A 21,691-nucleotide genomic window follows, 5' to 3' on the forward strand; every position below is an offset into this window, starting at 1 on the left:
CCGCCGAGGACAAGAAGACGCGACAAGAAGAACGACAAGAACAACAATGGCGAATAACGCCTCCCTGGCGCCGGCGGAGATCAGCTGGCAACTGCACCGTCTGCCCGCGCTCGAGCGCGACGCCTACGTCGCCGCGCATTATCTGGGACAGCCCGTTGCCTGGAAGACGCGCTTCTTCGACGCGATCGATTGGGGCGCGGGCTCGGTGCTGCAATTCAGTTTCCTGCAGCGCGGCTGGCACCGTCATTCCCGGCTCGACAATCCGATCTATGCCTATATCGACATCGAGCAACATCCGGAAACGCGCGGCCTGCGCCGCGGCCGGCGGATCGACCTCGAGGGCACGATCAAGGGCGTCGATTTCGTGACCGGGATTACGCTGACGCTGGACAAGTTCGAGATCCTGCCGGTCAATTTTCTCGACCGCTTCGTGATCAGTTCGGACAGCCGGTACTAAGCATGATCCGGAAAAGTGCGAAGCGGTTTTCCGAGAAAGATCATGCTCAAATAACGACTCAGCGCTTGCGTCCCGCCATGGCCCGGCGCGGCGGTGCATCCACATAGCGCGCGGCCATCGCGCCGGTCAGCTCGGCCATCTTCTCGCGCAGCCCGTCAGGCGCGATCACCTCGGCCTCGGCGCCGAGCCGCAGCAATTCGGTCGCGGCATGCCACACCGTCTTGCCGACCGGCATGGTGGCGACGCGCCAGCCGTCGGCATCGGTGCCATCGGTGAGCCGCATCCGCGCCTTGACGTAAGGATGCGCCAGCGCATCGAACAGCTTGAGCCCGAGCGGCGACAGCCGCACCGTGGCCTGGTTCGGATGCAGCTCGGCCTCCAGCCGCTCGATCGAGGCGCGCCAATAGCCGGCGAGGTCGAAATCCGCCGGCCGCGCGAACGGCGTCTCCAGCACCGTGCAGTCCAGCACCCGTGCGACACGATAGCTGCGCACGCTGTTGTCGACGAGGCCGGCGAGGTACCAGCTGCCGCCCTTCAGCACGAGGCCGAGCGGCGCCACGCGTCGCCGCTTCTCGGCCTTCCAGCTCTGGTAGCGGATCTCGATCAGATTTTCGCGCAGCACGGCGCCGGCGATGGCGCGCAGGTGCTTCGGCTCCTCGGTCTCGCCGAACCAGCCGGGCGCGTCGAGATGGAAGCGCTGCTGCATGCCCCGTGCGTTGGGTCGCAAATTCTCCGGCAGCGCCGCCATCAATTTGCTCTGCGCCGCCGACATCGCCGTATCGAGGCCGAGCGCGGCGGCGGGGCCGGGCAGGCCGGCCATGAACAGCGCCTCGGCTTCGCCCTGCGATAGCCCGTTCAGCCGCACCCGATAGCCGTCGAGCAGCCGATAGCCGCCCTCGGCGCCGCGGTCGGCGTAGACGGGGACGCCCGCGGCGGCGAGCGCGTCGATGTCGCGATAGATGGTGCGCACTGAGACCTCATTAGCCTCCGCCAACTCGGGCGCGGTGACCTGTCCCCGCGCCTGCAGGGTGGTGAGGATAGAAAACAGCCGGCTCGCGCGCATGGTCCGATCATACCTGACACAAGATGTCAGGTATAGGCGGACATAAGGGGACCATGCCCTGACGGCGCAAGGAGATCGCCCATGACCACCGCTGCTCCCATCGACCGCGTCACGCTGTATTACTCGCCGCAAAGCCGCGCCACCGGCACCCGCGTGCTGCTTGAGGAGCTCGGCGCGCCCTACGATCTGCACATCCTCAACATGAAGGCGGCCGAGCAGCGCAAGGCCGCCTATCTCGCCATCAATCCGCTCGGCAAGGTGCCGGCGATCCGCCATGGCGACGCGCTGGTCACCGAGCAGGTCGCGATCTTCATCTATCTCGCCGATCTGTTTCCGCAGGCCGGCCTGACGCCGGCGCTGCATGACCCGCGCCGCGGCCCCTACCTGCGCTGGATCGCCTATTACGGCTCATCGTTCGAGCCGGCCGTGATCGACCATTTCATGAAGCGCGAGCCGGCGCCGATCACCCAGTCGCCCTATGCCGATTACGACACCATGCTGGGCGCGCTCGAGGCGCAGCTCGCCAAGGGACCCTATCTGCTTGGCGATCAGACCACGGCGGCTGACATCCTCTGGGGCATCGCGCTCTCCTGGACCATGACGTTCGGCATCGTGCCCAAACGGGATGTCTTCGTCCGCTACGTCGAGCGCATCACCGCGCGCCCGGCGTTCCAGCGCATCACGGCCGCCGACCAGGACATGGCGGCGGCGCATGCCGCGGCGGCCGGCCTATGATACGATCGGCTATGGTCAAGGAGATCCACACCACCAACGTCGTCAACACCTTCATCCGTGTCGCGGAGGATTGCCCCGCGCGCGTCGGCGAGGAGCCGCGGCCCCATGGCGGCAAGCCGACAGTGGGCACGCTGCAATACGCCATGCTTGCCGGCGCGCCCTACAAATACACCTCCGACGATGTGGTGTTCGCGACGTCGGCGGCCGGCCGCGCGCTCGGTGCGAAGGCGACGAAGAAAGAACGCAGCGCGGCCCGCGAGGCGTTCTTCTCGAAAGGCCAGGCCTGCATGCGCGCCTCGCCGCTCGGCAAACGCTTCGGCTGGGGCGTTCACGCCGACGCCGAAGGCCGCATCGCCATCGTCGCCGTCGACAGCAAGCGCTACCAGGCGCTCGCCGCGGACCCCGACATCGCGCAGACCCGCGCAATGCGGAGCAAGCGGGTGTGAGGGGATTCAGCGAGCGATCGTGCCGAATAGCACACCGCCAGCCCCGTCATCCTGAGGAGCGCGTAGCGCGTCTCGAAGGATGCACGGCCACAGTGGGGCCGTCGACCCTTCGAGACGCCGCTCCGCGGCTCCTCAGGGTGACGGTAGTTGGAGCGCGGCCGACCTAAAACCGCGGCGGCCGCTTTTCGGCGAACGCCTTGATGCCTTCCTTGATCTCGTCGCCGCGCATGCTGTCGCGGTGGCGCTGGTCGGCGGCGGCGGCGTCGAGTTCGCCGCGGGCGAATTCGTTGATCGCGCGCTTCATGCCGGCCATCGCCTTCGGCGCATTGCCGGCCAGGATCGTCGCCAGCCTGTCGACCTCTTCGTCGAGCACGTCGGGGGACACCATCGCGGTGAGATAGCCGATCCGCAGCATCTCCGGCGCCGAGATCTTCTGCGCGGTCAGGAACAGCATCTTGGCGTTGTCGACGCCGAGTCGCGTGACATAGCGCTGGATGCCGCTCTTGTAATAGTGCAGCCCGAGCCGCGCCGCCGGCATGAACATCTCGGCGGTGTCGACGCCGACGCGGAAGTCGCAGGCCAGCGCCAAATCGGTCGAGCCGCCATAGACGCCGCCATTGAGCCGGCAGATCGTCGGCACGCTCAAATCCTCGAGGCGGTTGACCACGACCTCGAACGCCGAGCCCGCGCTCTGCTGCTCGTTCGCGCTCACCGCGCGCTCGGCCACCGAGTTGAGGTCGTAGCCGGCTGAGAACGCGCGGCCGGTTCCGGTCAATACCAGCACGCGGATCGCGGGATCGGCCTCGATCGCGTCGAACAGTTTCAACAGCTCGCCGAGATCCTCGGCCTGCAGGCGGTTGAGGTGCTTCGGCCGGTTGAGGCGGATCGTGGCGCGCGCGCCTGATATTTCGAGCACGGGTCCGCTGGCGGTGTCGGCCGCGTCAGCCATCTTGGTCTCCATCATTGATTCTCGCGTTCCCGCCGCTTCGCCTCGGCGTCGATGGTCTCGGCGAGATCGGGGTGTCTTGCCATCAACAGGCGGAAATCGACCAGGTCAAGCACCAGCAGCCGGGTCACCTTGCTGGTCGAGACGCTGGCGCCGCGCTTGGCGTTGCCGAGCAGTGCCATCTCGCCGAAGAACGCGCCTTCGCCGAGCTTCACCTTGCGCCCGGGCAGGTCGACCTCGACCTCGCCGGCGGCGACGAAGTACATGCAGTCGCCATTGGTGTCCTTGCGGATGATCATGGTGCGCGGCGGCAGGTCCATGGTCCGCAGCATCTGGGTGACGTCGGCGATCGCGGCCGGGCCGAGATGCGCGAAGAACGGCACCTTGCTGACCGTCTCCCAGGTTTTCAGGAAATTGTCGCGGCGGGTCTCGTTGGCAAAGCCGGTCGCCAGGATACCGGTCCACAGCCCGAACACGCCGAGGCCTGAGATCATCACCATGGCGGCGACCACGCGGCCAAGCGGGGTGATCGGCACCACGTCGCCATAGCCGGTCGTGGTCAACGTCACCACCGCCCACCACAGCGCCGCCGGCACGCTGCCGAAAGTCTGCGGCTGCACGTCCCGCTCCAGATAGTACTCGGCGACGGAGGCCAGGAACACCACCATCAGGAAGATCACCAGCACGCTGAGCAGCGGCCCGGACTCCACCACCAGCACCCGCCGGAGCTGGCGCAGGCCGGGAATGCCCGGCACCACCTTCAGCACCCAGAGCACGCCGAGCAGCCATGCGGTCTTCGGTTCGAGGCCGGCGAGCAGCGCCAGCGGCACCGCCAGCGCGCCGATCGCATCGACGATGCCGGCGCTGGACAGCTGATAGAACCAGAGCTTGTCCTGCCGCCGCATGTGGCGCAGCCGCACCAGCCACTCGAACACGAAATAGGCAAGGCAAGTCCACAGCAGCGCATCGACCCAGTGCGGGACCGCGTCATAGGCCGGCGCGACCGTCAGCAGCGTCATCATGGCGACGCCGACCGTGACCGCGACATAGGCCGCCCTGGTCATGTTGCGGCCGGCGGTGGCGGAAACGAAGCGCGTCAAGGCCGGAAGGACGAGCGGCTTGGACATCAATACGGGGCTTGCCTGTCGATGAACTGCTGGAATGGAGGGCTCTGCGCTGGCGGAGCCGCAGTCACAAACTGCCTCTCCCGGCCGAGGCCGTCAACGCGCAGGCTGGCGGCACCCATTCAGCGGCCGGTCCGTTCATTGGACGAATGGCCTAAATGGCCTAACCATGTTGGCTCGATTTTGCGTCCGCGAATGTGAGAAATCAGACAAATCGTCGCTTTTTCCCCGTATATCAGGGATGCTGACGAACGCGATAGCTATGCGACCCGGGCGGGCAACCCCGAGCAAGGCAGCCTGAGCAGGCAACCTGAGCAGGAATGAAGCGACTAATAAGACGATCTTATTCACTTCTTGAGAATTGGCTGGTTTCCGATGGATACCTCACATCTCGCGCAGCACGCCGGCGCCGCCGGCAGTTTTTTCGCATCGATCTTCGTGGTCGCCACGCTGTCGATGCGCACCATGATCCCGTTGCGCGTGTTCGCCATCCTGACCAACATCATCCTGATCGCGACCGCGGTCCCGACCCACAATTACGCGACGCTGATCCTGCATGCCGTGCTGCTGCCGGTGAACACCTATCGTCTGCACCAGATGCTGCAGCTGGTCCGCAACGTGAAGAAATCGGTCAACAGCGATCTGTCGATGGATTGGCTGAGGCCGTTCACGACGGAACGCAAAGTCGCGGCGGGCGAAGTCCTGTTCTACAAGGACGAGAAGGCCGACAGCATGTTCTACATCGTCAGCGGCCGCTTCCGCCTGGTCGAGTCCGGCATCGAGCTGCCGGTCGGCGCTCTGGTCGGCGAGTTCGGCATGCTGTCGCCGTCGAACACCCGAACCCAGACGCTGGAGTGCGTCGAGACCGGCATGATACTGTCGGTGACCTATGACCAGGTCGAGCAGCTCTACGTCCAGAACCCGGCGTTCGGCTTCTACTTCCTGCGTCTGGCCAGCGCCCGCCTGTTCGAGAATATCGCGACGCTCGAGCAGCGGCTCGCGCAGCACGCCAGCCCACAGGTCGCGGAGCCCAAACCTGCATGAGCCCGGTGACGAGTTCTGGAGGCGCCGCAGTGCCGGATGACGACAGCCTGCTGGCTTCGCTTCGTTACCTGTTCGCCGATATCATCGGCGACGAGGACGAGGGGCCGCCGGTGCTGCCCGAAGCCTGCCCGGACCACCTCGGGCCCGCGGTCACCGAGGCCATCCACCAGTTGATCGCCTATCAGAGCACGAGCTACGCCCAGCTCTATATCGACCGGCTCAAGCGCTTCGTCGGCCGCCGCGGCGTCGACGATGCGCTGTTGGCCGACATCGCGCGGCTGATGGCCGAGCGGATGGCCTATGAGGACGCGATCCGCATCGCGCAGCTCAAGCTCGGCGAAGTCCACGCGACGGGCGGTCCTGTGGCGCGCTCGGCCGACGACGTCAAGAAGCTGCGCCTCGACGAGTTGATCGACGCCTTGCCGGCAATGGTCGCCGATCCGATTCTTGCCGTGCTCGATCAGTTCGGCTGGCGCCGCCGCCGGGTCTCGATCCGCTTCAGCGCCAACAACCGCTTCAGCATTCGCCGGCTCAGGATCGAGGCGGGGCTGAAGCGCTGGCGGCTGTTCTCGGGCCGCTACGCCAAGGAGCGGGTCTGGGTGGAGCGCTGGCTGCACATGATCGACCGCAGCCTGACCAAGCAGCCGAGCGCAGCTTCGGCCGTCGCAGAGACCGCAACCATGATCCGGGGCTACGGCGATCCCTATCGTCAGGGCATCGCGGATTGGCACGTGATCATCGACGGGCTGGTCAAGCCGACCTTCGACGGCGTGCTGGCGCTGCCCGATCTGGCCGCCGCCATCACCGAAGCCCGGGCCGCCATCATGCCGGATCCGCGGCAGGCCGCGCTGAAGCGCAAGATCGCCGAGATCCGCGCCCGCGTGCCGGCAAATCCATCACCGTCACCCTAGCGTCAGCCCATCCACGTCATTGCGAGAAGCGGAGCGACGAAGCAATCCATGCCGCGACTTGCGGCGCCATGGGTTGCTTCGCTCGCAATGACGGTGAAAAATTCATCACCGTCACCCTGAGGAGGCCGCGCAGCGGCCGTCTCGAAGGGTCGACGGCCCGACTGGTGGCCGATTCATCCTTCGAGACGCGCTACGCGCTCCTCAGGATGACGGGTCTGGCGACGTTACGCGCTGCTTTTCGAACTCGGCCTACCGCTTCATGTGCGGCGGCTCGTCGTAGCCGTGGCGGCTGGAATAGAACAGCAGGCCCATCAGGCCGATGCAGACCGCGGCCAGAACCGCAACTCCGATCGTGAACAGGACGACGCCATAGGTGGGGATCGGAGCGTCTACCGTGAGTCCTTCATAGGCGTAGGCGCCGACGGCGGCGAGAAGCACCAGCAGGCCGATGCTGATTGCAATGCGCATGCAAAGCTGCCTTTGCTAGGGGCCAGGAGAAGGGCAGGTTGCAGCAGGGCAGGTTGCGCTTATCCCGCCGCAGCGGTGACCTTGGTCAACGCCTGCTGTCCGGCTTCGATGAGCTCGGAGAGCGTCGTCCTGCCGCTCTTGGCACACTTGATGATGTATCGGGCAACGCGCCGGCGGGTGCCATGTTCCTCGCCGTGCAGCGCGCCGGCGCAGACCTGGTCGAGCGCGAAGTTCATCGCAGCGAGCGTACGTGAATCAAATCGTTCCTCGATCATCGCAGCTCTCCCTTCGCGGCTCTTTCGACTCGCGGCTATTTGCGGAGCGTCAGCGAATCGCTGACTTCCATTGTCGCCTCGGTCTGTCGGACCTTCTTCATCAGCGCTTCGCGTTCCCGCCCCGGCGGCAGCTTGCGTGCTGCAATGCGCGAATCCTCGGCGAATTTCTGCAGGCGGTCTTCGAACGATCCGGGAGGCCGTGACCTGTTGCGCTTCTTCTTGATCATGCCGCCTCCGAGCCGGAACCAGTGATACTAGGCATGTTCCCGGAGGCCGTCGTTAACCCATGACATCGGCCCATGCGAAATCGACGTCAGGACCGCAGGAACGATCTCGTGCGCCATGCGTAAGGCCCACGTGTTCGCTGCTTTGCTCCCCGAAAGGCGGTGGACCACTCTGGTGACGGGCCTCGGCGAATTTCGTCGCCGGGGCCCGCATACCTTCAGGGAGGTCAGACGTGGCGCATTCCAATCACGGCATCATCAAGGACGACAAAGGCCAGGAACAGCCTGCCGACAAGCCGCGCGCACAAACCGCGCAGAAGACCGACAAGCGAAAGCCGCAGACGCGCGAAGCGACGCGGGATCCGAAATTGAACGACGCCGACAAGACGCCGGGGTCGGGCATGTCATCAGACGATGGCGGCGAGCCGCCGACGGGCTGAATGGCTTTCGCTGTGCAGCAGCCGCGGCAATGCGACAGGAACGATGATCCCTGCGCCATCGTTGGCCCGAGGGATCTTTCGGTGGTCGATGGAGAACTGATATGGTGACGGATGAGAGGGAGCTCGGAAACCTGATCGGCAGCGACAAGGTCGAGGGTACCGCAGTCTATGGATCGGACGAGCGCAAGATCGGTTCGATCGAGCGCGTGATGATCGACAAGAAGAGCGGTCGGGTATCCTATGCGGTGCTCGGTTTCGGTGGCATCCTCGGGCTCGGCAACGACCATTATCCGCTGCCCTGGCAAGCGCTCAAATATGACACCAGGCTGGGCGGCTATGTCACCGGCGTGACCGAGAGTCAGCTGCGCGGCGCGCCGAAATACGGCAGCGAGCGGGACTGGAATTGGGCCGATATCGGCACCACACGCGCCGTAAATGACTATTACGGCGTGCCGTTTGTCTGAACGGCGATACCCCGAAGGCACTGCGCTTCGGCCGAATTAGCCGAGTTGTACGCCGCTTGAAGACGTAACCGTTACGTCGTTAAGCGTCTGTACACTAGTGAACACACGTCAATAGCTGTGCAATGTAACATACGTTATTGAAAGCGGCCCGGCAGTTACCCGATTAAGCATGCGGGGAGATCAATGTCGTTGGCGTCGCTAGTCCGGAAATTGGAGCACTTTGTACGGCTTTCGCCGGTAGACCATGTCATTCTCAATCGCGCGTCGACCGAGCGTGTGCGGCATTTTGGTCCGCGCGTCGACATCGTCCGCGAAGGCGAGAAGCCGAAGGATGTTCATTTGATCCTGTCGGGCTGGGCCTACCGCTACAAGCAGCTCGAGGACGGCAGGCGCCAAGTGGTGTCGTTCTTCCTGCCCGGCGATATCTGCGATGTGAACATCTTCATCCTGCGCGAGATGGATCATTCGATCGGGACCATCACCGCGGTGTCGATCGCGGATCTCTCGCGCGAATTCTTCGATAAGGTCGCGGCCGGCCATCCGCGTATCGTCACCGCATTCTGGTGGGAGACCCTGGTCAACGCGGCGATCCAGCGCGAATGGACCATGAGCCTCGGCCAGCGCACGGCGCTGGAGCGGATGGCCCATCTGCTCTGCGAGATCTGGCTTCGTCTGCGCCTCGCCGGCCTGACCCAGGGCGACAGCTGCGACTTCCCGCTGACCCAGAGCGATCTCGCCGACGCGACCGGCCTCTCCAAGGTCCACGTCAACCGTACGCTGCAGGAGCTGCGCGCCGGCGGCTTGATCGTGCTCAAGGGAAAGACGCTCGCCGTCCCCAATCTCGACCGGCTGATGCGCGCCGGCCTGTTCAATCCGAACTACCTGCATATGGATCACGAGGGACGGCAGCTCGACGCCGGCGTGACGCCGCCGGATGCGGTGGCGGGCTGACGGGCCGCGTCGCGAGAGCGCGGATGTACACTGGCCGCGCCACACATGCGATGTCGTCCCTGCGAAAGCAGGGACCCATAACCACCAACGCTGATTACTGCGCGACGCTGGAACGACGAGTCACGTTCACAACTTCCGCCGCGGCGTATGGGTCCCTGCTTTCGCAGGCACGACAGCTCTATACGCGGCGCAACCAGGGGCCGCGCCTCACCCGTTCGCGGTCTTCACCACCACGAGATTGTCGTCCGCCGTCGCCGGGTGGCGCTTGAGGTGATCGCGGCGCAGCGCGATCTCGTCGCGGACCAGCTCGTAGCCGAGCTTGAACGTGTCCATCCCGTCGCCGGAAACGGTGCCGTCGCGCAGGCCGATCACCGCGCCGCGCAGGATCGCCTCGAGTTCGTCCTGCAATTGGTCGAGATCCTCGGCACAGGTGGTGTGCTCGACGCGCTCGCCGATGTCGAGGATCCGGGTCGCCAGCTCGCTGGCCTTCTCCGGCGCGACGCGGGTGATCTTGGTGTAGACCGCGGCGAAGATCGAACCGATGATGCTGAGCGCGGCGGCGCCGAGATACATCACGTCGCTGTAGCGATCCATGAATGATTTGGTGTCGTCGTTGATGTATTCGGCGGCGCCCTGATGGGCGACGATGAAGGCGTCCTTGTCGGTCGCCGCCGGCTCGATCTTGGAGGCGAAGCCGTCGTCGAGCGCGAGCTCGGACTTGTTCTCGTAGACGATGCGGGCGAGCTCGGCGGCCGTCGTCGTGGACATCGAGGATTGCGCCACCAGCAGCCATTCCAGCCCGATGGTGTCGACGTCGTCATCGGGGATCGCCGGCGAGGACGACAGCATGCCGGTCGAGACGGTTTCCTCCGATATTGCCGGATATTTGCGTGCCAGCGCCTTGGCGGAATCGATCGCGTTCAGCGTAAAGCTGCCGGAGCGCTTGGCATATTGCTCGTAGGTCTTGTCCTTCACGATCTTCGAGGCATGCTCGATCGCGACGACGGCGCCAAAGCCCGAAGCGAACAGCTTGTCGAACGGCGTGTTCGGCGGCGCCTGCTGGACCCGCTGCGCCGCTTCCGGGCTGTCGGAAATCTCGAGCGCGCTGCGGACGAAATTCACGCTGTTCTCGCCGTCGCCGACCACCGCGACCCGCTTCTTCTTGAGCTCGGACAGTGACTTGATCTTCTTGCCGCCGGGGCTCAGCACCAGCACCACGTCATGTTCGAGGATCGCGATGGCACGGGCGCGCGGCGGCACCCTTGCATCGGTGCGCAGCACGGCAAGCGCGGCGTCGCGGCGATCGAATTGCGCCAGCGCCTTGGCGTTGTCGGGATTTGGCGCGATCTTCAGCCGCAGCCGCGACGAGTTGGTCTTCAGCACGGTCGCGAGCTTGGCGGCGAACCTGGCCTCCGGACCGCCGGCGTCGCCGACCGCGACCACCAGCGTTTCCGAATTGCGCAGCCAGAGCCGGCCGCCGACCACGGTGACCGCGCTCAACAGCAGCGTCAGCAGGGTGAAGACGATGATCTGCGCGCGGTTGCTCTTGGCGGCCGGCGGGCGTGTCGGCGTTGGCGCAGGCGAGGGGGCTTCGGCACTCATGGCTGATTACCTGGCTCATCACCCGTCCGGGCCACCCGCAACCGGATCGGCGCTGCCCGGTGAATCGGTAAATGACTATAAAAGAACGAAAATTTCCTGCATGGTCGACGATATACCTCCCCGGCAGGAATGCAAACCGGCCGGCTTCCGTAACCTTGACTGCGGCCGATCTGCGCCGCGATGCGACATGACCATCGCCACTATCGACGGCTGAAGGGGGATGTGATTTTCGCGCCAGCCGCAGGTGCATTCCGTTGCCGGAGATGTCATAAATGAGACACGCATCGGTTTGCGCAATTGTGCTGACGGCCTGACCCGGATTTCTTGCAATCACATTCATCGAAGGTAAAGGGCGTCAGCTTGTTGTTTCCTGCCATGTCATCGTCGGTGTCGGTTGGTGCGCTGATGGGATGGATGTTGCTTCTCACCGCGAAGCACATCATCGCCGACTTCATGCTGCAGAACGCCTGGATGGCGATCGGCAAGGACCAGAAGACCGGCTGGGCCATGCCGCTGCTGGCGCATTGCCTGGTCCATCTCGCGGTCGCGCTGGCGCTGATCCTGGTGGTGGCGCCGCGGTTCTGGTACGTCGCGTTCATCGACTTCGTGATCCACATCATCGTCGATCGCTGCAAGGGATACTGCGCCTCGCATTTCGGCGTGACGCTGGAGTCCGGCCATCCCTGGTTCTGGACCCTGATCGGGGTCGACCAGGCCCTGCACCATCTCACCGGCTTCGCACTGTCGATCTACATGGCGGCGAACTGAGCGGCTGACGGACGGCCTTTCCTTCATTTCGAGCAACCAACCGTCCGCCCGCGGCGGGCGGATGTGATTCGCGTGCAACGGGCAAGCCGCTCCGAAGACGACCGGGAGCCGTGGTTAACCTTTCGTTAGAGGATTGCGCGGCATCTTCCCGATCGAGGGGGATTTGCAAATGTTTTCAAGCCGCGACGCCTTTGAGAACGATGCCTGCCCGGTTGCGGACGACCTGCTCGGCCAGATGTACCGCGCCAATCCGAACGGGCTTTCGCTGCTGGTTGCCAATGTCGCGCCCGACGTCAGGGCGAGGCTGGCGCTGTTCTGCTATCGCCGCAGCCACCTGCACGCACTCGCACTCGCGATCGCGTCGAGCTGCAGCGAATGGGAGCTGGTCAATTCCGGCGGCCGTGTCGGGTCGACGCTGTACGCGCTGTCGCGCGAGCCGGCTCGCGCAGCGACCGTGTCGCATGGCGGCCGCAAGCCGATCACGCTGTCGACCAAGCCGCTGTCGAGCTTCGCGCCCGTTGTCGATGACGAGCTCGACGACGAAGACGTCACCGACAGGGTGACAGCCTAAAGCGCGCGATCAAATCGGCTGCGCGCTCGGGATGAGCGGCAGCCCGTGCCGGCGCCGCGCCATCGCGCATTCGGCGTCGCCCGGCTGGCAGGTCCGGCACACCTCCGGCCGCACCGCATAGACCACGCAGCGCGTTGCCTCTCCGATCTTCCCCGACAGCGCCGAGCAGCGGTCGCCGTCGCAGCGCATCCCCGATTGTCGTGCATTGACGTATTGCGCCGGGATCAGATCGAGCTGCGCATCGTCCTCGATCGTGAAGCGCGGCCAGTTCTCCGAATAGCTGCAGCAGGCGCCGCAGGACTGGCACGGGCTATCGCCCGCCGCATCGATTGCGTCGCCGGCCATCAGGTGTCCTTATCAGGTATCTTTGGGTGCTTCCCACACCAGGCTGCGCCGCCAGCGTGCCCTGAGCAGGTCGCGCCGCTCCGGATATTTCTCGTCGTGATACACCGCCGTGACCACGCGGTCGGTGCGGAAGCTGCGGAAATCCTTGCGCAGCTCGCACCAGGCGGCGAGCAGCCGCACCGCCTCGTGATAGCCGACCGCGATCGGCCAGATGGTGCGCTCGCTATCGCGGCCATGCTCGTCGCGATAGTTCAGCGTGATCTTCTTGCCCTCGTGGATCTGGCTGCGGGTCCGGACCATGTCGATGCGGTCGGGCTCCCGGTTCCAGGCGGAGCGGGCGCGGCTTGCGGGCTCCAGCACGAACGGCCGCAGGCGGTCCGGCACGGTCTCGGCGATCTTGGCCATCAGATCCTCGGCCGCCCGCGCCAGCGCGGGATCGGCGTGGCCGACCACCCATTGCGCGCCGAGCACGCAGGCCTCGATCTCGTCCGGTGTCAGCATCAAGGGCGGCAGGTCGAAGCCCTTCTCCAAAATATAGCCCATGCCGGCTTCGCCGCGGATCGGCACCCGCTGCTCGATCAGGCTGGCGATGTCGCGATAGATGGTCCGCTTCGAGGTCTCGAGCTCGGCTGCGATCGCATCTGCGGTCAATGGCTTACGGGTGCGGCGGAGCACCTGGATGATCTGAAACAGCCGGTCGGCGCGTCGCATGGCAATTCTCTCGGCAGTTCTCTCGGCAACTCTCTGGATCGCTCTCTTGACGAGTGTCTTGACGGATCTTGGGGTGTCTCGACCTGTCGCCTTTTTCGCGTCCCCTGTCACTGCTGCTGACAGCATGTTGGCAGCAGGTGGGGGCTATATCAGGACAACACCTCAAGTGAAGGGAATTTGTCCATGACGAATCTTGATGAACTCGGTTTCCGGCAGGCGCAGAGCTTCGCGCTGGAACAAATGGTCACGGTCTACTCCACCTCCGGCGACCTGCGCTGGGCCCTGGTCGCGCTGATCGCACAGTCGATCGGCACCGCCTGGTCCTACGGGCGGGCACGGCTGGTCAAGCGGGTTCGCGAGGCGGTTCGCCGCCTCGCACCGGTCGGCCCGCTCGACAGTGAATGCCACTGCTGCTGACACCATGCTGGCAGCAGGGGGCGGCTAGCTTCAATTCACGTCCACAGGCGATCGGGAGCTTCATATGATTACGCTTTTTGGCTTTGGCACGGGCTTCGGTCTGCCGGAAATCAGCCCCTTCGTGACCAAGACCGAGGTCCAGCTCAAGATGGCCGGGCTTGCCTACACCAAGGAAAAGGCGATGCCGCCGGCCTCTCCCAAGGGCCAGCTGCCGTTCATCACCGATGACGGCGAGACGATCGCCGATTCGACCTTCATCCGCGCCCATATCGAGGGCAAATACGGCTTCGATTTCGATGCGCCGCTGAGCCTGCAGGCGCGCGCCCAGGCCTGGGCGTTCGAGCGCATGATCGAGCATCACGTCTACTGGGCGCTGGTCGGCGCGCGCTGGGTCGACGACATCAATTTCGCCAAGGGGCCGGCGCATTTCTTCGACGGCGCGCCCGATCATCTGCGCGACAAGATGCGCGAGGACGCCCAGTTTCGCGTTGCCGAGAATTATCTCTTGAGCGGGCTTGGCCGCCACGGCCCCGACGAGGATGTCGATCTCGCGCTTCGCTCGCTGTTTGCGCTGTCGGTGCAGCTCGGCGACAAGCCCTATCTGATGGGCAATGCTCCCTGCGGCACCGACGCCACCGCGTTCGGCGCGCTGGCGGGAATCCTCACGCCGTTCTTCGATTCGCCGCTGCGCGAGCGCACCGAGAAGTTCGACAATCTCACCGCCTATGTCGGGCGGATGATGCAGCAATATTATCCGGAGTTCGCCTGGGCGCCGTTGCAGCAACAGGCCGCTTAGACCGGCGTAGCGGGCTCGCCCTTCAGCGCGGCGAGCTCCGCCTCGAGCTCGGCGATGCGCTGGTCGCGCGAGGCGAGGGCTTGCGCGACGTCGGCGGCGTCGAACTTCTGCGGAATATGCTGCGGACAATTCGTGTCCCACGCCGCGACCGTGAACAGGATCACCTGCTCGGGCCGCGCGCGATAGCCTTGCGGCATCAGCGAACGCGTCAGCGCCGGATCGTCCTCGACGACGCGCGCCTCGCCCCAGATCTTCACGCGTTGCCGGTACGCGTAGTTCATCACGAAGATATAGGCCTTCGGGTTCTCCGAGAGATTGCCCTGGGTGATGAACTGCCGGTTGCCGCTGTAATCGGCGAACGCGATGGTGTGCTTGTCGAGCACCTTGATGAAGCCCTTCGGCCCGCCGCGATGCTGGATGTAGGGCTGTCCTTCCGCCGAGGCGGTGGCGAGATAGAAGCTGTTGGTGTTGGCGAGGAAGGCTGCGAGGTTCTCGTCGATCTCGGTCTGCCAGCCGCCACGCGCCTCGACCTCGGCATAGCTTGCGCGCGAGCCCTTGCGGGCCTGGACATCCTTCACCGCCGGGGTGAACCCGACGTCGCTCGAAGAGCTGCGAACCTCTGACATCTGAGCCTCCCGCGATGGGCGGCAAAGCGGCCGTCCTCGGATCTCAAGATGGATATTTCCGGATCGCAAGCAATCTTGTGAATTGACACTTCACTGTTGCCGATTATGCAATAGTGCCATGGACCGGATCGACGCCATGCAGGCCTTCGTCGCGGTGGCGGACCTCGAGGGGTTTGCCCCCGCCGCGCGCAAGCTCGGCCTGTCGCCCTCTGCAATCACCCGGCTGATCGCGGCGCTGGAGGAGCGGCTTGGCGCGCGGCTGCTGCAACGGACCACGCGGCAGGTCACCCTGACCGATGCCGGCTCGCGCTATCTGGAGCGGGCGCGGCGGATTCTCGCCGACGTCGAGGAGGCCGAGGACGCGGTCGAGAGCGAGCGCACCCGCCCCGAAGGCCGCCTGGTGATCTCGGCGCCGTTCGGCTTCGGGCGGCTGCATGTCAGCCCGGTCGTGTCCGCCTATCTGAAACGCTACCCCGATGTCGGCGTTGATCTGCGGCTATCGGATCGCCGGATCAACCTCGTCGAGGACGGCGTCGACCTCGCGGTCAGGCTCGGGCACCTGCCTGACTCGACGCTGGTGGCGCGGCATGTCGGCCAGATGCGCCGGATCGTGGTGGCCTCGGCCGGCTATCTCAAGCTCCGTGGCGAGCCGAAACGGCCGTCGGACCTCGCCAACCATGACACCATCCAGTTCGGCGCCGTGACGGCCGTGCCGGATTGGCGCTTCGTGGAAGATGGCCAGGAGATCCGGATTACGCCGACGCCGCGCTTCACCAGCAACAGCTCGGATGCCGCCATCCAGTTCGTCGAGCAGGACGGCGGGCTGACCCGGGTGATGGCCTATCAGGCCGCCGAATCGCTGAAAGCCAAGCGGGTCCGAATCGTGCTGGCCGCGTTCGAGCAGCCGCCGGTGCCGATCCATGTCGTCTACCCGACGTCACGGCTGCTGTCGGCCAAGGTGCGGACCTTCATCGATCTCGTCACCGAGATCACCGACTGGCATTTCAGATAGCTTCCCGCGAAAGCGCCTAGCTTACCGGCGGCTTCTTCGGCACTACGCGGAAGGTGCCGCTGGCGCGCGCGATCGTCACGCCGTCGGCCTTGATCAGGGTTTGGGCGAAGCAGATCGTGCTGCCGGTCTTGATCACGTCGCTCTCGATTGAAAGCCACTGCCCGACATTGGCGGAGCCGACGAAATCGACCGTCAGCGAGATCGTCACATACGAGGTGGTCCAGCCGGTGGCCTGGCCGCAGCTATAGCCCATCGCGTTGTCGGCGAGCGCTGCGATCAGCCCGCCATGGATCAGGCCGCGGCCGTTGGTGTGCGGCCTTGCCAGGCGCAAACCGATGACGACGGACCGCTCGGTCGTCTTCTGGTACAGCGGCTCCCAGGGTTCGGTCAGCGGGCTCTTGCGGAACAGCGGCTCGAAGCCTTGCGGGACGTCCTGGGGAATGTCGGGGGCGACTTGCGTCTCGGTGGTCATGTGAGTCTCGCTTATGACGTTGGGTTGACGCCATTGAACGCGATGTCGATGACGGTTTCACCGCCTACAAAGTTTTAAACGGGATTTGCGTGGGCGTTTGAATGCGGCCCGGGCCTGTCGCCACGTCTTCAGCTGTCATCGCACGCGAAAGCGGGCGATCCAGTATTCCAGAGACTTCGGCTGGATCCGAGAAGCCTCGGCGTACTGGATACCCCGCCTACGCGGGGTATGACGACCGAGATTGCGGAGAGAATGCTGCCCGACAAAAGCATCCGCGAGCCCGCCTAAAACGGCAGCCCCACATAGTTCTCCGACAGCGAGGTCGACGCCGCCTTGGAGCTGACGAGGTAGTCGAGCTCGGCGATCTGGATGCGCGCGGCGAAGTCGCCCTCGTTGGGGAATTTGTGCAGCATCGAGGTCATCCACCAGGAGAAGCGCACCGCCTTCCAGACCCGCGCCAGCGCCTTGGCCGAGTAGCCGTCGATCCCGGCCGAGGATTTCTCGTCGTAATATTCGCGCAGCGCCTGCGACAGATAATGCACGTCGCTGGCGGCGAGGTTGAGGCCCTTGGCGCCGGTCGGCGGCACGATGTGCGAGGCGTCGCCGGCCAGGAACATGCGGCCGAACCGCATCGGTTCGGCGACGAAGCTGCGCAGCGGCGCGATGCTCTTTTCGATCGAGGGGCCGGTGACGATCTCGTCGGCCGCCTTCTGGTCGAGGCGCCGCTTCAACTCGTCCCAGAACCGCTCGTCCGACCATTGGTCGACCTGATCGTCGAGCGGGCACTGCACATAGTAGCGGCTGCGGTGGCTCGAACGCATCGTGCACAGCGCAAAGCCGCGCGCGTGGTTGTTGTAGATCAGTTCCGGCGAGACCGGCGGCGTCTCCGAGAGGATGCCGAGCCAGCCGAACGGATACACCCGCTCGTAGCTGGTGATCGCCGAGGCCGGCACGCTGGCGCGGCTTATGCCGTGGAAACCGTCACAGCCGGCGATGAAATCGCAGGCGATGTCGTGGCTGACGCCGTCCTTGACATAAGTGACACGCGGATGATCGGTGTCGAAATCATGCGGCTTGACGTCGGCGGCCGAGTAGATCGTGGTCAGGCCGGCGGCCTTGCGGGCGTTCATCAGGTCGAGCGTGACCTCGGTTTGACCGTAGATGGTCACGGTCTTGCCGGTCGAGCCATGCAGGTCAATGCGGTGCCGCGCACCGCCGAATGCCAGCTCCAGGCCATGATGGACCAGGCCCTCCTGGTGCAGCCGCGCCGCCGCGCCGACGCTCTCGAGCAGCGACACCGTGCCTTCCTCGAGCAGCCCGGCACGAATCCGCCCCAGCACGTAGTCCGGGGTCTGCCGTTCCAGAATGACGTTGTCTACGCCGAAAGTATGAAGTAGTTGCCCAAGCAACAGTCCGGCCGGACCTGCGCCTATGATTGCTACTTTTGTCCGCAATACCTCGTCCTCCCGATCGGATAGGCTTTATCCGGGCGCCCGCTCAGGGGCGAGCGCCGTCAACTTGCCAAGGCAACTATATCATATAACAGTTTTGGCAAGGCGGATTTGCGCGGCAAAGGTCCTTCGCCGCAGCGCAAGATGGAGCAGGGGCGGGTGCGACGCAGCGTCCACCACGCGGATTTCGTCTTGAAAACGTCCGCGAATTAGATAACATGTTAAGTAATGAGACCGGGCACGAAGCCCGCGGTCCTGGAGAGGAGGAGACGTGATGAGGAAGAGTTTGCTGGCGCTGCTGATGGCAGCCGCCATCGTGCCGGCCGCGGGCCCTGCCATTGGACCTGCCTTGGCGCAGGACAAGACCGTCAATCTCAAAGTGTCGCTGTGGGTGCCGCCGGCGCATCCGCTGGTGCCGGCAACGCAGGCCTGGGCCGCCGACATCGAGAAGGCGTCGGGCGGCACCATCAAGGTCACCGTGTTTCCCTCCGAGCAGCTCGGCAAGGCGTTCGACCATTACGACATGGCGCGCGACGGCATCGCCGACGTCACCTACGTCAATCCCGGCTATCAGCCCGGCCGCTTCCCGATCGCCGCCGCCGGCCAGCTTCCGTTCACCTTCTCCGACGGCAAGAAGGGCACGCTGGCGCTGAACGAGTGGTATCACAAATATGCGCCGACCGAGATGAAGGACACCAAGCTGTGCTTCGCCTTCATCCACGATCCGGGCGCGCTGCACGGGAAGAAGAAGATCGTGCTGCCGAGCGACCTCTCCGGCGTCAAGGTGCGGCCCGCGCAGAGCACGATCGGCGAGATGGTCAAGATGTTCGGCGGCACCAACGTGCAGGCCTCCGCGCCGGAATCGCGCGACGCAATCGAGCGCGGCGTCGCCGATGAGATCACCTTCCCCTGGGGTTCGATCTTCCTGTTCGGCATCGACAAGGTGGTGAAGTACCACATGGACGTGCCGCTCTATACGACCGTATTCACCTACAACATGAACCTCGCCAAATACAATGCGATGTCGGACGCCCAGAAGAAGGTGATCGACGATCACTGCTCGCCGGAATGGGCCTCCAAGGTCACCGATCCCTGGACCGATTTCGAAGCCAACGGCCGCACCAAGATGAAGGCGCTGCAAGGCCATGAAGTCTATCCGCTGACGGCGGATCAGCTCGCCGAGTGGAAGAAGGCGGTCAAGCCGCTGCACGACAGCTGGGCCGAGGCGGTGAAGAAAGCCGGCGGCGACGCCGAGAAGATCGATGCCGATCTGCAGGCCACGCTGAAGAAATACGAGGCGGGAATTTGATCTCGCTCCCCTTCACCTCTCCCCGCTTGCGGGGAGAGGTCGGATCGCATCGCCAGATGCGATCCGGGTGAGGGGTACAGATCTCACCGCATTCACTATTCGTGGAAGCAGCCCCTCACCCCAACCCTCTCCCCGCAAGAGCGGGGGCGAGGGAGCCAATCGAAGCCGCGCATGACGCAATCTTCCGAAGTCACCCAAGACGGCGCGATCACCGGGCCTCCCGAACCGGTGCGCAAGAATGTCATGGACCGCTTCATCGATTCGATCGAATGGGTGGCGGCCTTCTTCGTCGGCGTCGTCGCGCTCAACACCTTCACCGCGGTGTTCATGCGCAAGTTCTTCGCGGTGACGATCCCCGACTACTATAATGTCGGCCAGTTCCTGCTCGGCATCCTGATCTTCTGGGGCATCGCGGCGACCAGCTATCGCGGCACCCACATCACGGTGGACCTGGTCTGGGCCAACGCCTCGCCGCGTTATCAGCGCTGGATCGACATCTTCGCGACGCTGGTGCTGCTGTTTGTCGTGTCGGTGCAGACCTACACGCTGGTCGACAAGGTGATCGACACCAAGAACAGCCACATCGTCACCATGGATCTCGGCGTGCCGGTGTGGCCTTTCTTCCTGGTGTCTTGGATCGGCGACGTTTCGGCCGTGCTGCTGATCGCGATCCGCACCTACCGCCTGATCTTCCATCCGGAAGATATCCACGATGCCAAGATCAAGACCGCGGAGTAGACGGCCATGAGTCTCGACCTCAGTCCCGAGGCCGTCGCCGTCATCGGCTTCGTCAGCCTGTTCGTGCTGATGCTGCTGCGTGTCCCCGTCGGCATGGCGATGGGCCTCGTCGGCATCACCGGCTTTGGCTACCTCACCGGCTTTGCGCCGGCGCTGAAGCTGGTCGGCCAGACCACGATGCGCACGGTGACGGACTATTCCTTCGGCGTGATCCCGATGTTCCTGCTGATGGGCGCCTTCGTGTCCGTCTCGGGCATCAGCCGCGAGCTGTTCCGCGCCGCCAATACCTTTGTCGGCCACTGGAAGGGCGGGCTCGGCATCGCGACGATCGCGGCCTGCGGCGGCTTCGCCGCGATCTCGGGTTCCTCGGTCGCCACCGCCGCGACCTTCTCGGCGGTGGCCTATCCCGAGATGCGCCGCTTCGGCTATCCGCAATCCTTCTCGACCGGCGTGATCGCGGTCGGCGGCACGCTGGGCGCGATGCTGCCGCCGTCCACGGTACTCGCGGTCTACGGCATCATCACCCAGCAGGACATCGGCAAGCTGTTCATCGCCGGCGTGGTGCCGGGCCTGCTCGCGATCCTGATGCACATGATCACGATCGGCATCATCGGCGTGACCCGGCCGGGCTTCCTGCCGGCGGGCAAGAAGGCATCGTGGGGCGAGCGCGCAATGGCGATGCGCGACGTCTGGTCGCCGTTGCTCCTGTTCCTGTTCGTGATCGGCGGGCTCTATGGCGGCTTCTTCGTCCCGACCGAAGCCGGCGCGGTCGGCGCGGTCGGCGCCTTCATCATCGGCATCATCAGGGGCAAGCTGAGCAAGGACGGCATCCTGCAATCGCTGCTGCAGGCGACGCGCACCGCGGCTGCCGTATTCACCGTGCTGATCGGCGCGCTCTGCTTCGGCTATTTCCTCACCATCACCCAGACGCCGCAGCACGTCACCGAATTCCTCACCGGGCTCGGGATCGGGCCCTATGGCGTGCTGGCGCTGATCCTCCTGATGTATCTGGTGCTCGGCTGCCTGATGGACGCGATGGCGATGGTGATCCTCACCGTGCCGATCGTGTTTCCGGTGGTGACCGCGCTCGGCTTCGACCCGATCTGGTTCGGCATCATCATCGTCATGACGGTCGAACTCGGCCTGATCCATCCGCCCGTCGGCATGAACGTGTTCGTGATCAAGAGCGTGATCAAGGACGTCAACATGTCGACCATCTTCGTCGGCGTGCTGCCGTTCGTGATCACCGACCTGATCCGGCTGGTGATCCTGATCCTGTTCCCGCTGCTCGCGACCTGGCTGCCGCAGCGCATGATAGGTTAAAT

At 64.7% G+C, this 21,691-nt stretch carries 28 protein-coding genes; 16 read left to right on the forward strand and 12 right to left on the reverse strand.

Annotation, left to right across the window (positions count from 1 at the left end):
* Positions 1 to 46: 46 nt before the first annotated feature.
* Positions 47 to 457, forward strand: a complete 411-nt coding sequence (locus ACVW17_RS10960; RefSeq protein WP_456797107.1) for a hypothetical protein — start codon at positions 47 to 49, stop codon at positions 455 to 457.
* Between the two features lie 58 nt (positions 458 to 515).
* Here the strand turns inward: ACVW17_RS10960 and ACVW17_RS10965 are convergent, their stop codons facing one another.
* Positions 516 to 1,520, reverse strand: coding sequence for a helix-turn-helix transcriptional regulator (locus ACVW17_RS10965; protein WP_456797108.1), 1,005 nt, complete (start codon positions 1,518 to 1,520; stop codon positions 516 to 518).
* 81 nt (positions 1,521 to 1,601) lie between these two features.
* Here ACVW17_RS10965 and ACVW17_RS10970 point away from each other — a divergent pair, with 81 nt between their 5' ends.
* Both ACVW17_RS10970 and ACVW17_RS10975 read left to right on the forward strand, forming a co-directional pair.
* Positions 1,602 to 2,255: a glutathione S-transferase family protein gene (locus ACVW17_RS10970; protein ID WP_456797109.1), complete on the forward strand. Its 654-nt coding sequence runs from the start codon at positions 1,602 to 1,604 to the stop codon at positions 2,253 to 2,255.
* 11 nt (positions 2,256 to 2,266) lie between these two features.
* Positions 2,267 to 2,701: a DUF6157 family protein gene (locus ACVW17_RS10975; protein ID WP_456797110.1), complete on the forward strand. Its 435-nt coding sequence runs from the start codon at positions 2,267 to 2,269 to the stop codon at positions 2,699 to 2,701.
* 163 nt (positions 2,702 to 2,864) lie between these two features.
* On the opposite strand, the gene ACVW17_RS10980 is transcribed toward ACVW17_RS10975, so the two are convergent.
* Positions 2,865 to 3,650: an enoyl-CoA hydratase/isomerase family protein gene (locus ACVW17_RS10980; protein WP_456797111.1), complete on the reverse strand. Its 786-nt coding sequence runs from the start codon at positions 3,648 to 3,650 to the stop codon at positions 2,865 to 2,867.
* Between the two features lie 11 nt (positions 3,651 to 3,661).
* A complete protein-coding gene (locus ACVW17_RS10985) occupies positions 3,662 to 4,774 on the reverse strand; it encodes a cyclic nucleotide-gated ion channel (RefSeq protein WP_456751901.1) in 1,113 nt (370 codons plus the stop codon).
* 372 nt (positions 4,775 to 5,146) lie between these two features.
* Between ACVW17_RS10985 and ACVW17_RS10990 the strand changes: the two genes are divergently transcribed.
* Both ACVW17_RS10990 and ACVW17_RS10995 read left to right on the forward strand, forming a co-directional pair.
* On the forward strand, positions 5,147 to 5,815 hold the full coding sequence (locus ACVW17_RS10990; RefSeq protein ID WP_456751902.1) for a Crp/Fnr family transcriptional regulator: 669 nt from the start codon (positions 5,147 to 5,149) through the stop codon (positions 5,813 to 5,815).
* A 5-nt stretch (positions 5,816 to 5,820) separates the two neighbouring features.
* The gene (locus ACVW17_RS10995; RefSeq protein ID WP_456797112.1) at positions 5,821 to 6,726 is read left to right on the forward strand and encodes a DUF6537 domain-containing protein; all 906 of its coding nucleotides are present in this window, start codon (positions 5,821 to 5,823) and stop codon (positions 6,724 to 6,726) included.
* 249 nt (positions 6,727 to 6,975) lie between these two features.
* Here the strand turns inward: ACVW17_RS10995 and ACVW17_RS11000 are convergent, their stop codons facing one another.
* Genes ACVW17_RS11000 through ACVW17_RS11010 form a run of 3 tightly spaced genes read right to left on the reverse strand, consistent with a single transcriptional unit; the run spans position 6,976 to position 7,696 of the window.
* On the reverse strand, positions 6,976 to 7,194 hold the full coding sequence (locus tag ACVW17_RS11000) for a hypothetical protein (protein WP_456751904.1): 219 nt from the start codon (positions 7,192 to 7,194) through the stop codon (positions 6,976 to 6,978).
* 59 nt (positions 7,195 to 7,253) lie between these two features.
* Positions 7,254 to 7,469: a hypothetical protein gene (locus tag ACVW17_RS11005; RefSeq protein ID WP_456751905.1), complete on the reverse strand. Its 216-nt coding sequence runs from the start codon at positions 7,467 to 7,469 to the stop codon at positions 7,254 to 7,256.
* Positions 7,470 to 7,504: 35 nt separating this feature from the next.
* The gene (locus ACVW17_RS11010; protein ID WP_456797113.1) at positions 7,505 to 7,696 is read right to left on the reverse strand and encodes a hypothetical protein; all 192 of its coding nucleotides are present in this window, start codon (positions 7,694 to 7,696) and stop codon (positions 7,505 to 7,507) included.
* Positions 7,697 to 7,926: 230 nt separating this feature from the next.
* Between ACVW17_RS11010 and ACVW17_RS11015 the strand changes: the two genes are divergently transcribed.
* The 3 genes from ACVW17_RS11015 (at position 7,927) to ACVW17_RS11025 (ending at position 9,548) form a co-directional block, all read left to right on the forward strand.
* Complete coding sequence (locus ACVW17_RS11015; RefSeq protein WP_456751907.1) at positions 7,927 to 8,133, forward strand: hypothetical protein; 207 nt, start codon at positions 7,927 to 7,929, stop codon at positions 8,131 to 8,133.
* Positions 8,134 to 8,234: 101 nt separating this feature from the next.
* On the forward strand, positions 8,235 to 8,597 hold the full coding sequence (locus ACVW17_RS11020; protein ID WP_456751908.1) for a PRC-barrel domain-containing protein: 363 nt from the start codon (positions 8,235 to 8,237) through the stop codon (positions 8,595 to 8,597).
* Positions 8,598 to 8,786: 189 nt separating this feature from the next.
* Positions 8,787 to 9,548, forward strand: a complete 762-nt coding sequence (locus ACVW17_RS11025) for a Crp/Fnr family transcriptional regulator (protein ID WP_456797114.1) — start codon at positions 8,787 to 8,789, stop codon at positions 9,546 to 9,548.
* Positions 9,549 to 9,755: 207 nt separating this feature from the next.
* On the opposite strand, the gene ACVW17_RS11030 is transcribed toward ACVW17_RS11025, so the two are convergent.
* Entirely contained in the window at positions 9,756 to 11,150 is a 1,395-nt protein-coding gene (locus ACVW17_RS11030; protein WP_456797115.1) for a TAXI family TRAP transporter solute-binding subunit, read from the reverse strand.
* Positions 11,151 to 11,564: 414 nt separating this feature from the next.
* On the opposite strand from ACVW17_RS11030, the gene ACVW17_RS11035 reads away from it, so the two are divergent.
* Both ACVW17_RS11035 and ACVW17_RS11040 read left to right on the forward strand, forming a co-directional pair.
* Complete coding sequence (locus ACVW17_RS11035; RefSeq protein WP_456797116.1) at positions 11,565 to 11,918, forward strand: DUF3307 domain-containing protein; 354 nt, start codon at positions 11,565 to 11,567, stop codon at positions 11,916 to 11,918.
* A gap of 169 nt (positions 11,919 to 12,087) precedes the next feature.
* Positions 12,088 to 12,489: a hypothetical protein gene (locus ACVW17_RS11040; protein ID WP_456751911.1), complete on the forward strand. Its 402-nt coding sequence runs from the start codon at positions 12,088 to 12,090 to the stop codon at positions 12,487 to 12,489.
* A gap of 9 nt (positions 12,490 to 12,498) precedes the next feature.
* Here ACVW17_RS11040 and ACVW17_RS11045 read toward each other — a convergent pair whose 3' ends face one another.
* Complete coding sequence (locus tag ACVW17_RS11045; protein WP_456751912.1) at positions 12,499 to 12,834, reverse strand: YkgJ family cysteine cluster protein; 336 nt, start codon at positions 12,832 to 12,834, stop codon at positions 12,499 to 12,501.
* Positions 12,835 to 12,846: 12 nt separating this feature from the next.
* Positions 12,847 to 13,545 carry a helix-turn-helix transcriptional regulator gene (locus ACVW17_RS11050; protein ID WP_456751913.1) on the reverse strand — a complete coding sequence of 233 codons (699 nt, stop codon included), beginning with the start codon at positions 13,543 to 13,545 and terminating at the stop codon, positions 12,847 to 12,849.
* 183 nt (positions 13,546 to 13,728) lie between these two features.
* On the opposite strand from ACVW17_RS11050, the gene ACVW17_RS11055 reads away from it, so the two are divergent.
* Both ACVW17_RS11055 and ACVW17_RS11060 read left to right on the forward strand, forming a co-directional pair.
* Complete coding sequence (locus ACVW17_RS11055) at positions 13,729 to 13,962, forward strand: hypothetical protein (RefSeq protein WP_456751914.1); 234 nt, start codon at positions 13,729 to 13,731, stop codon at positions 13,960 to 13,962.
* A 64-nt stretch (positions 13,963 to 14,026) separates the two neighbouring features.
* A complete protein-coding gene (locus ACVW17_RS11060) occupies positions 14,027 to 14,758 on the forward strand; it encodes a glutathione S-transferase family protein (RefSeq protein ID WP_456797117.1) in 732 nt (243 codons plus the stop codon).
* Here the strand turns inward: ACVW17_RS11060 and ACVW17_RS11065 are convergent.
* Entirely contained in the window at positions 14,755 to 15,384 is a 630-nt protein-coding gene (locus ACVW17_RS11065) for a pyridoxamine 5'-phosphate oxidase family protein (protein ID WP_456797118.1), read from the reverse strand. The two genes, ACVW17_RS11060 and ACVW17_RS11065, sit on opposite strands and share 4 nt — an antisense overlap.
* A 118-nt stretch (positions 15,385 to 15,502) precedes the next feature.
* On the opposite strand from ACVW17_RS11065, the gene ACVW17_RS11070 reads away from it, so the two are divergent.
* Positions 15,503 to 16,396 (forward strand): LysR family transcriptional regulator, encoded by an 894-nt coding sequence (locus tag ACVW17_RS11070; protein ID WP_456797119.1) that lies wholly within the window; start codon positions 15,503 to 15,505, stop codon positions 16,394 to 16,396.
* A 16-nt stretch (positions 16,397 to 16,412) separates the two neighbouring features.
* On the opposite strand, the gene ACVW17_RS11075 is transcribed toward ACVW17_RS11070, so the two are convergent.
* Both ACVW17_RS11075 and pobA read right to left on the reverse strand, forming a co-directional pair.
* On the reverse strand, positions 16,413 to 16,868 hold the full coding sequence (locus ACVW17_RS11075) for a PaaI family thioesterase (protein WP_456797120.1): 456 nt from the start codon (positions 16,866 to 16,868) through the stop codon (positions 16,413 to 16,415).
* 284 nt (positions 16,869 to 17,152) lie between these two features.
* Positions 17,153 to 18,322, reverse strand: coding sequence for a 4-hydroxybenzoate 3-monooxygenase (gene pobA / locus ACVW17_RS11080; protein ID WP_456751917.1), 1,170 nt, complete (start codon positions 18,320 to 18,322; stop codon positions 17,153 to 17,155).
* Between the two features lie 271 nt (positions 18,323 to 18,593).
* Here pobA and ACVW17_RS11085 point away from each other — a divergent pair, with 271 nt between their 5' ends.
* The 3 genes from ACVW17_RS11085 (at position 18,594) to ACVW17_RS11095 (ending at position 21,689) form a co-directional block, all read left to right on the forward strand.
* Positions 18,594 to 19,628: a TRAP transporter substrate-binding protein gene (locus tag ACVW17_RS11085; protein WP_456751918.1), complete on the forward strand. Its 1,035-nt coding sequence runs from the start codon at positions 18,594 to 18,596 to the stop codon at positions 19,626 to 19,628.
* Between the two features lie 228 nt (positions 19,629 to 19,856).
* A complete protein-coding gene (locus tag ACVW17_RS11090; protein ID WP_456756397.1) occupies positions 19,857 to 20,366 on the forward strand; it encodes a TRAP transporter small permease in 510 nt (169 codons plus the stop codon).
* Between the two features lie 6 nt (positions 20,367 to 20,372).
* A complete protein-coding gene (locus ACVW17_RS11095) occupies positions 20,373 to 21,689 on the forward strand; it encodes a TRAP transporter large permease (protein WP_456751919.1) in 1,317 nt (438 codons plus the stop codon).
* The last annotated feature ends 2 nt before the right edge of the window (positions 21,690 to 21,691 follow it).

It is taken from the genome of Bradyrhizobium sp. USDA 4473 (assembly GCF_054063335.1).

Excerpts from the sequence above, each read along its gene's own strand:
- ACVW17_RS10960 (WP_456797107.1), top strand. The coding sequence starts at position 47 with ATGGCGAATAACGCCTCCCTGGCGCCGGCGGAGATCAGCTGGCAACTG.
- ACVW17_RS10965 (WP_456797108.1), bottom strand. The coding sequence starts at position 1,520 with ATGCGCGCGAGCCGGCTGTTTTCTATCCTCACCACCCTGCAGGCGCGG.
- ACVW17_RS10970 (WP_456797109.1), top strand. The coding sequence starts at position 1,602 with ATGACCACCGCTGCTCCCATCGACCGCGTCACGCTGTATTACTCGCCG.
- ACVW17_RS10975 (WP_456797110.1), top strand. The coding sequence starts at position 2,267 with ATGGTCAAGGAGATCCACACCACCAACGTCGTCAACACCTTCATCCGT.
- ACVW17_RS10980 (WP_456797111.1), bottom strand. The coding sequence starts at position 3,650 with ATGGCTGACGCGGCCGACACCGCCAGCGGACCCGTGCTCGAAATATCA.
- ACVW17_RS10985 (WP_456751901.1), bottom strand. The coding sequence starts at position 4,774 with ATGTCCAAGCCGCTCGTCCTTCCGGCCTTGACGCGCTTCGTTTCCGCC.
- ACVW17_RS10990 (WP_456751902.1), top strand. The coding sequence starts at position 5,147 with ATGGATACCTCACATCTCGCGCAGCACGCCGGCGCCGCCGGCAGTTTT.
- ACVW17_RS11000 (WP_456751904.1), bottom strand. The coding sequence starts at position 7,194 with ATGCGCATTGCAATCAGCATCGGCCTGCTGGTGCTTCTCGCCGCCGTC.
- ACVW17_RS11005 (WP_456751905.1), bottom strand. The coding sequence starts at position 7,469 with ATGATCGAGGAACGATTTGATTCACGTACGCTCGCTGCGATGAACTTC.
- ACVW17_RS11010 (WP_456797113.1), bottom strand. The coding sequence starts at position 7,696 with ATGATCAAGAAGAAGCGCAACAGGTCACGGCCTCCCGGATCGTTCGAA.
- ACVW17_RS11020 (WP_456751908.1), top strand. The coding sequence starts at position 8,235 with ATGGTGACGGATGAGAGGGAGCTCGGAAACCTGATCGGCAGCGACAAG.
- ACVW17_RS11030 (WP_456797115.1), bottom strand. The coding sequence starts at position 11,150 with ATGAGTGCCGAAGCCCCCTCGCCTGCGCCAACGCCGACACGCCCGCCG.
- ACVW17_RS11035 (WP_456797116.1), top strand. The coding sequence starts at position 11,565 with ATGTTGCTTCTCACCGCGAAGCACATCATCGCCGACTTCATGCTGCAG.
- ACVW17_RS11040 (WP_456751911.1), top strand. The coding sequence starts at position 12,088 with ATGTTTTCAAGCCGCGACGCCTTTGAGAACGATGCCTGCCCGGTTGCG.
- ACVW17_RS11045 (WP_456751912.1), bottom strand. The coding sequence starts at position 12,834 with ATGGCCGGCGACGCAATCGATGCGGCGGGCGATAGCCCGTGCCAGTCC.
- ACVW17_RS11050 (WP_456751913.1), bottom strand. The coding sequence starts at position 13,545 with ATGCGACGCGCCGACCGGCTGTTTCAGATCATCCAGGTGCTCCGCCGC.
- ACVW17_RS11055 (WP_456751914.1), top strand. The coding sequence starts at position 13,729 with ATGACGAATCTTGATGAACTCGGTTTCCGGCAGGCGCAGAGCTTCGCG.
- ACVW17_RS11060 (WP_456797117.1), top strand. The coding sequence starts at position 14,027 with ATGATTACGCTTTTTGGCTTTGGCACGGGCTTCGGTCTGCCGGAAATC.
- ACVW17_RS11065 (WP_456797118.1), bottom strand. The coding sequence starts at position 15,384 with ATGTCAGAGGTTCGCAGCTCTTCGAGCGACGTCGGGTTCACCCCGGCG.
- ACVW17_RS11070 (WP_456797119.1), top strand. The coding sequence starts at position 15,503 with ATGGACCGGATCGACGCCATGCAGGCCTTCGTCGCGGTGGCGGACCTC.
- ACVW17_RS11075 (WP_456797120.1), bottom strand. The coding sequence starts at position 16,868 with ATGACCACCGAGACGCAAGTCGCCCCCGACATTCCCCAGGACGTCCCG.
- ACVW17_RS11085 (WP_456751918.1), top strand. The coding sequence starts at position 18,594 with ATGAGGAAGAGTTTGCTGGCGCTGCTGATGGCAGCCGCCATCGTGCCG.
- ACVW17_RS11095 (WP_456751919.1), top strand. The coding sequence starts at position 20,373 with ATGAGTCTCGACCTCAGTCCCGAGGCCGTCGCCGTCATCGGCTTCGTC.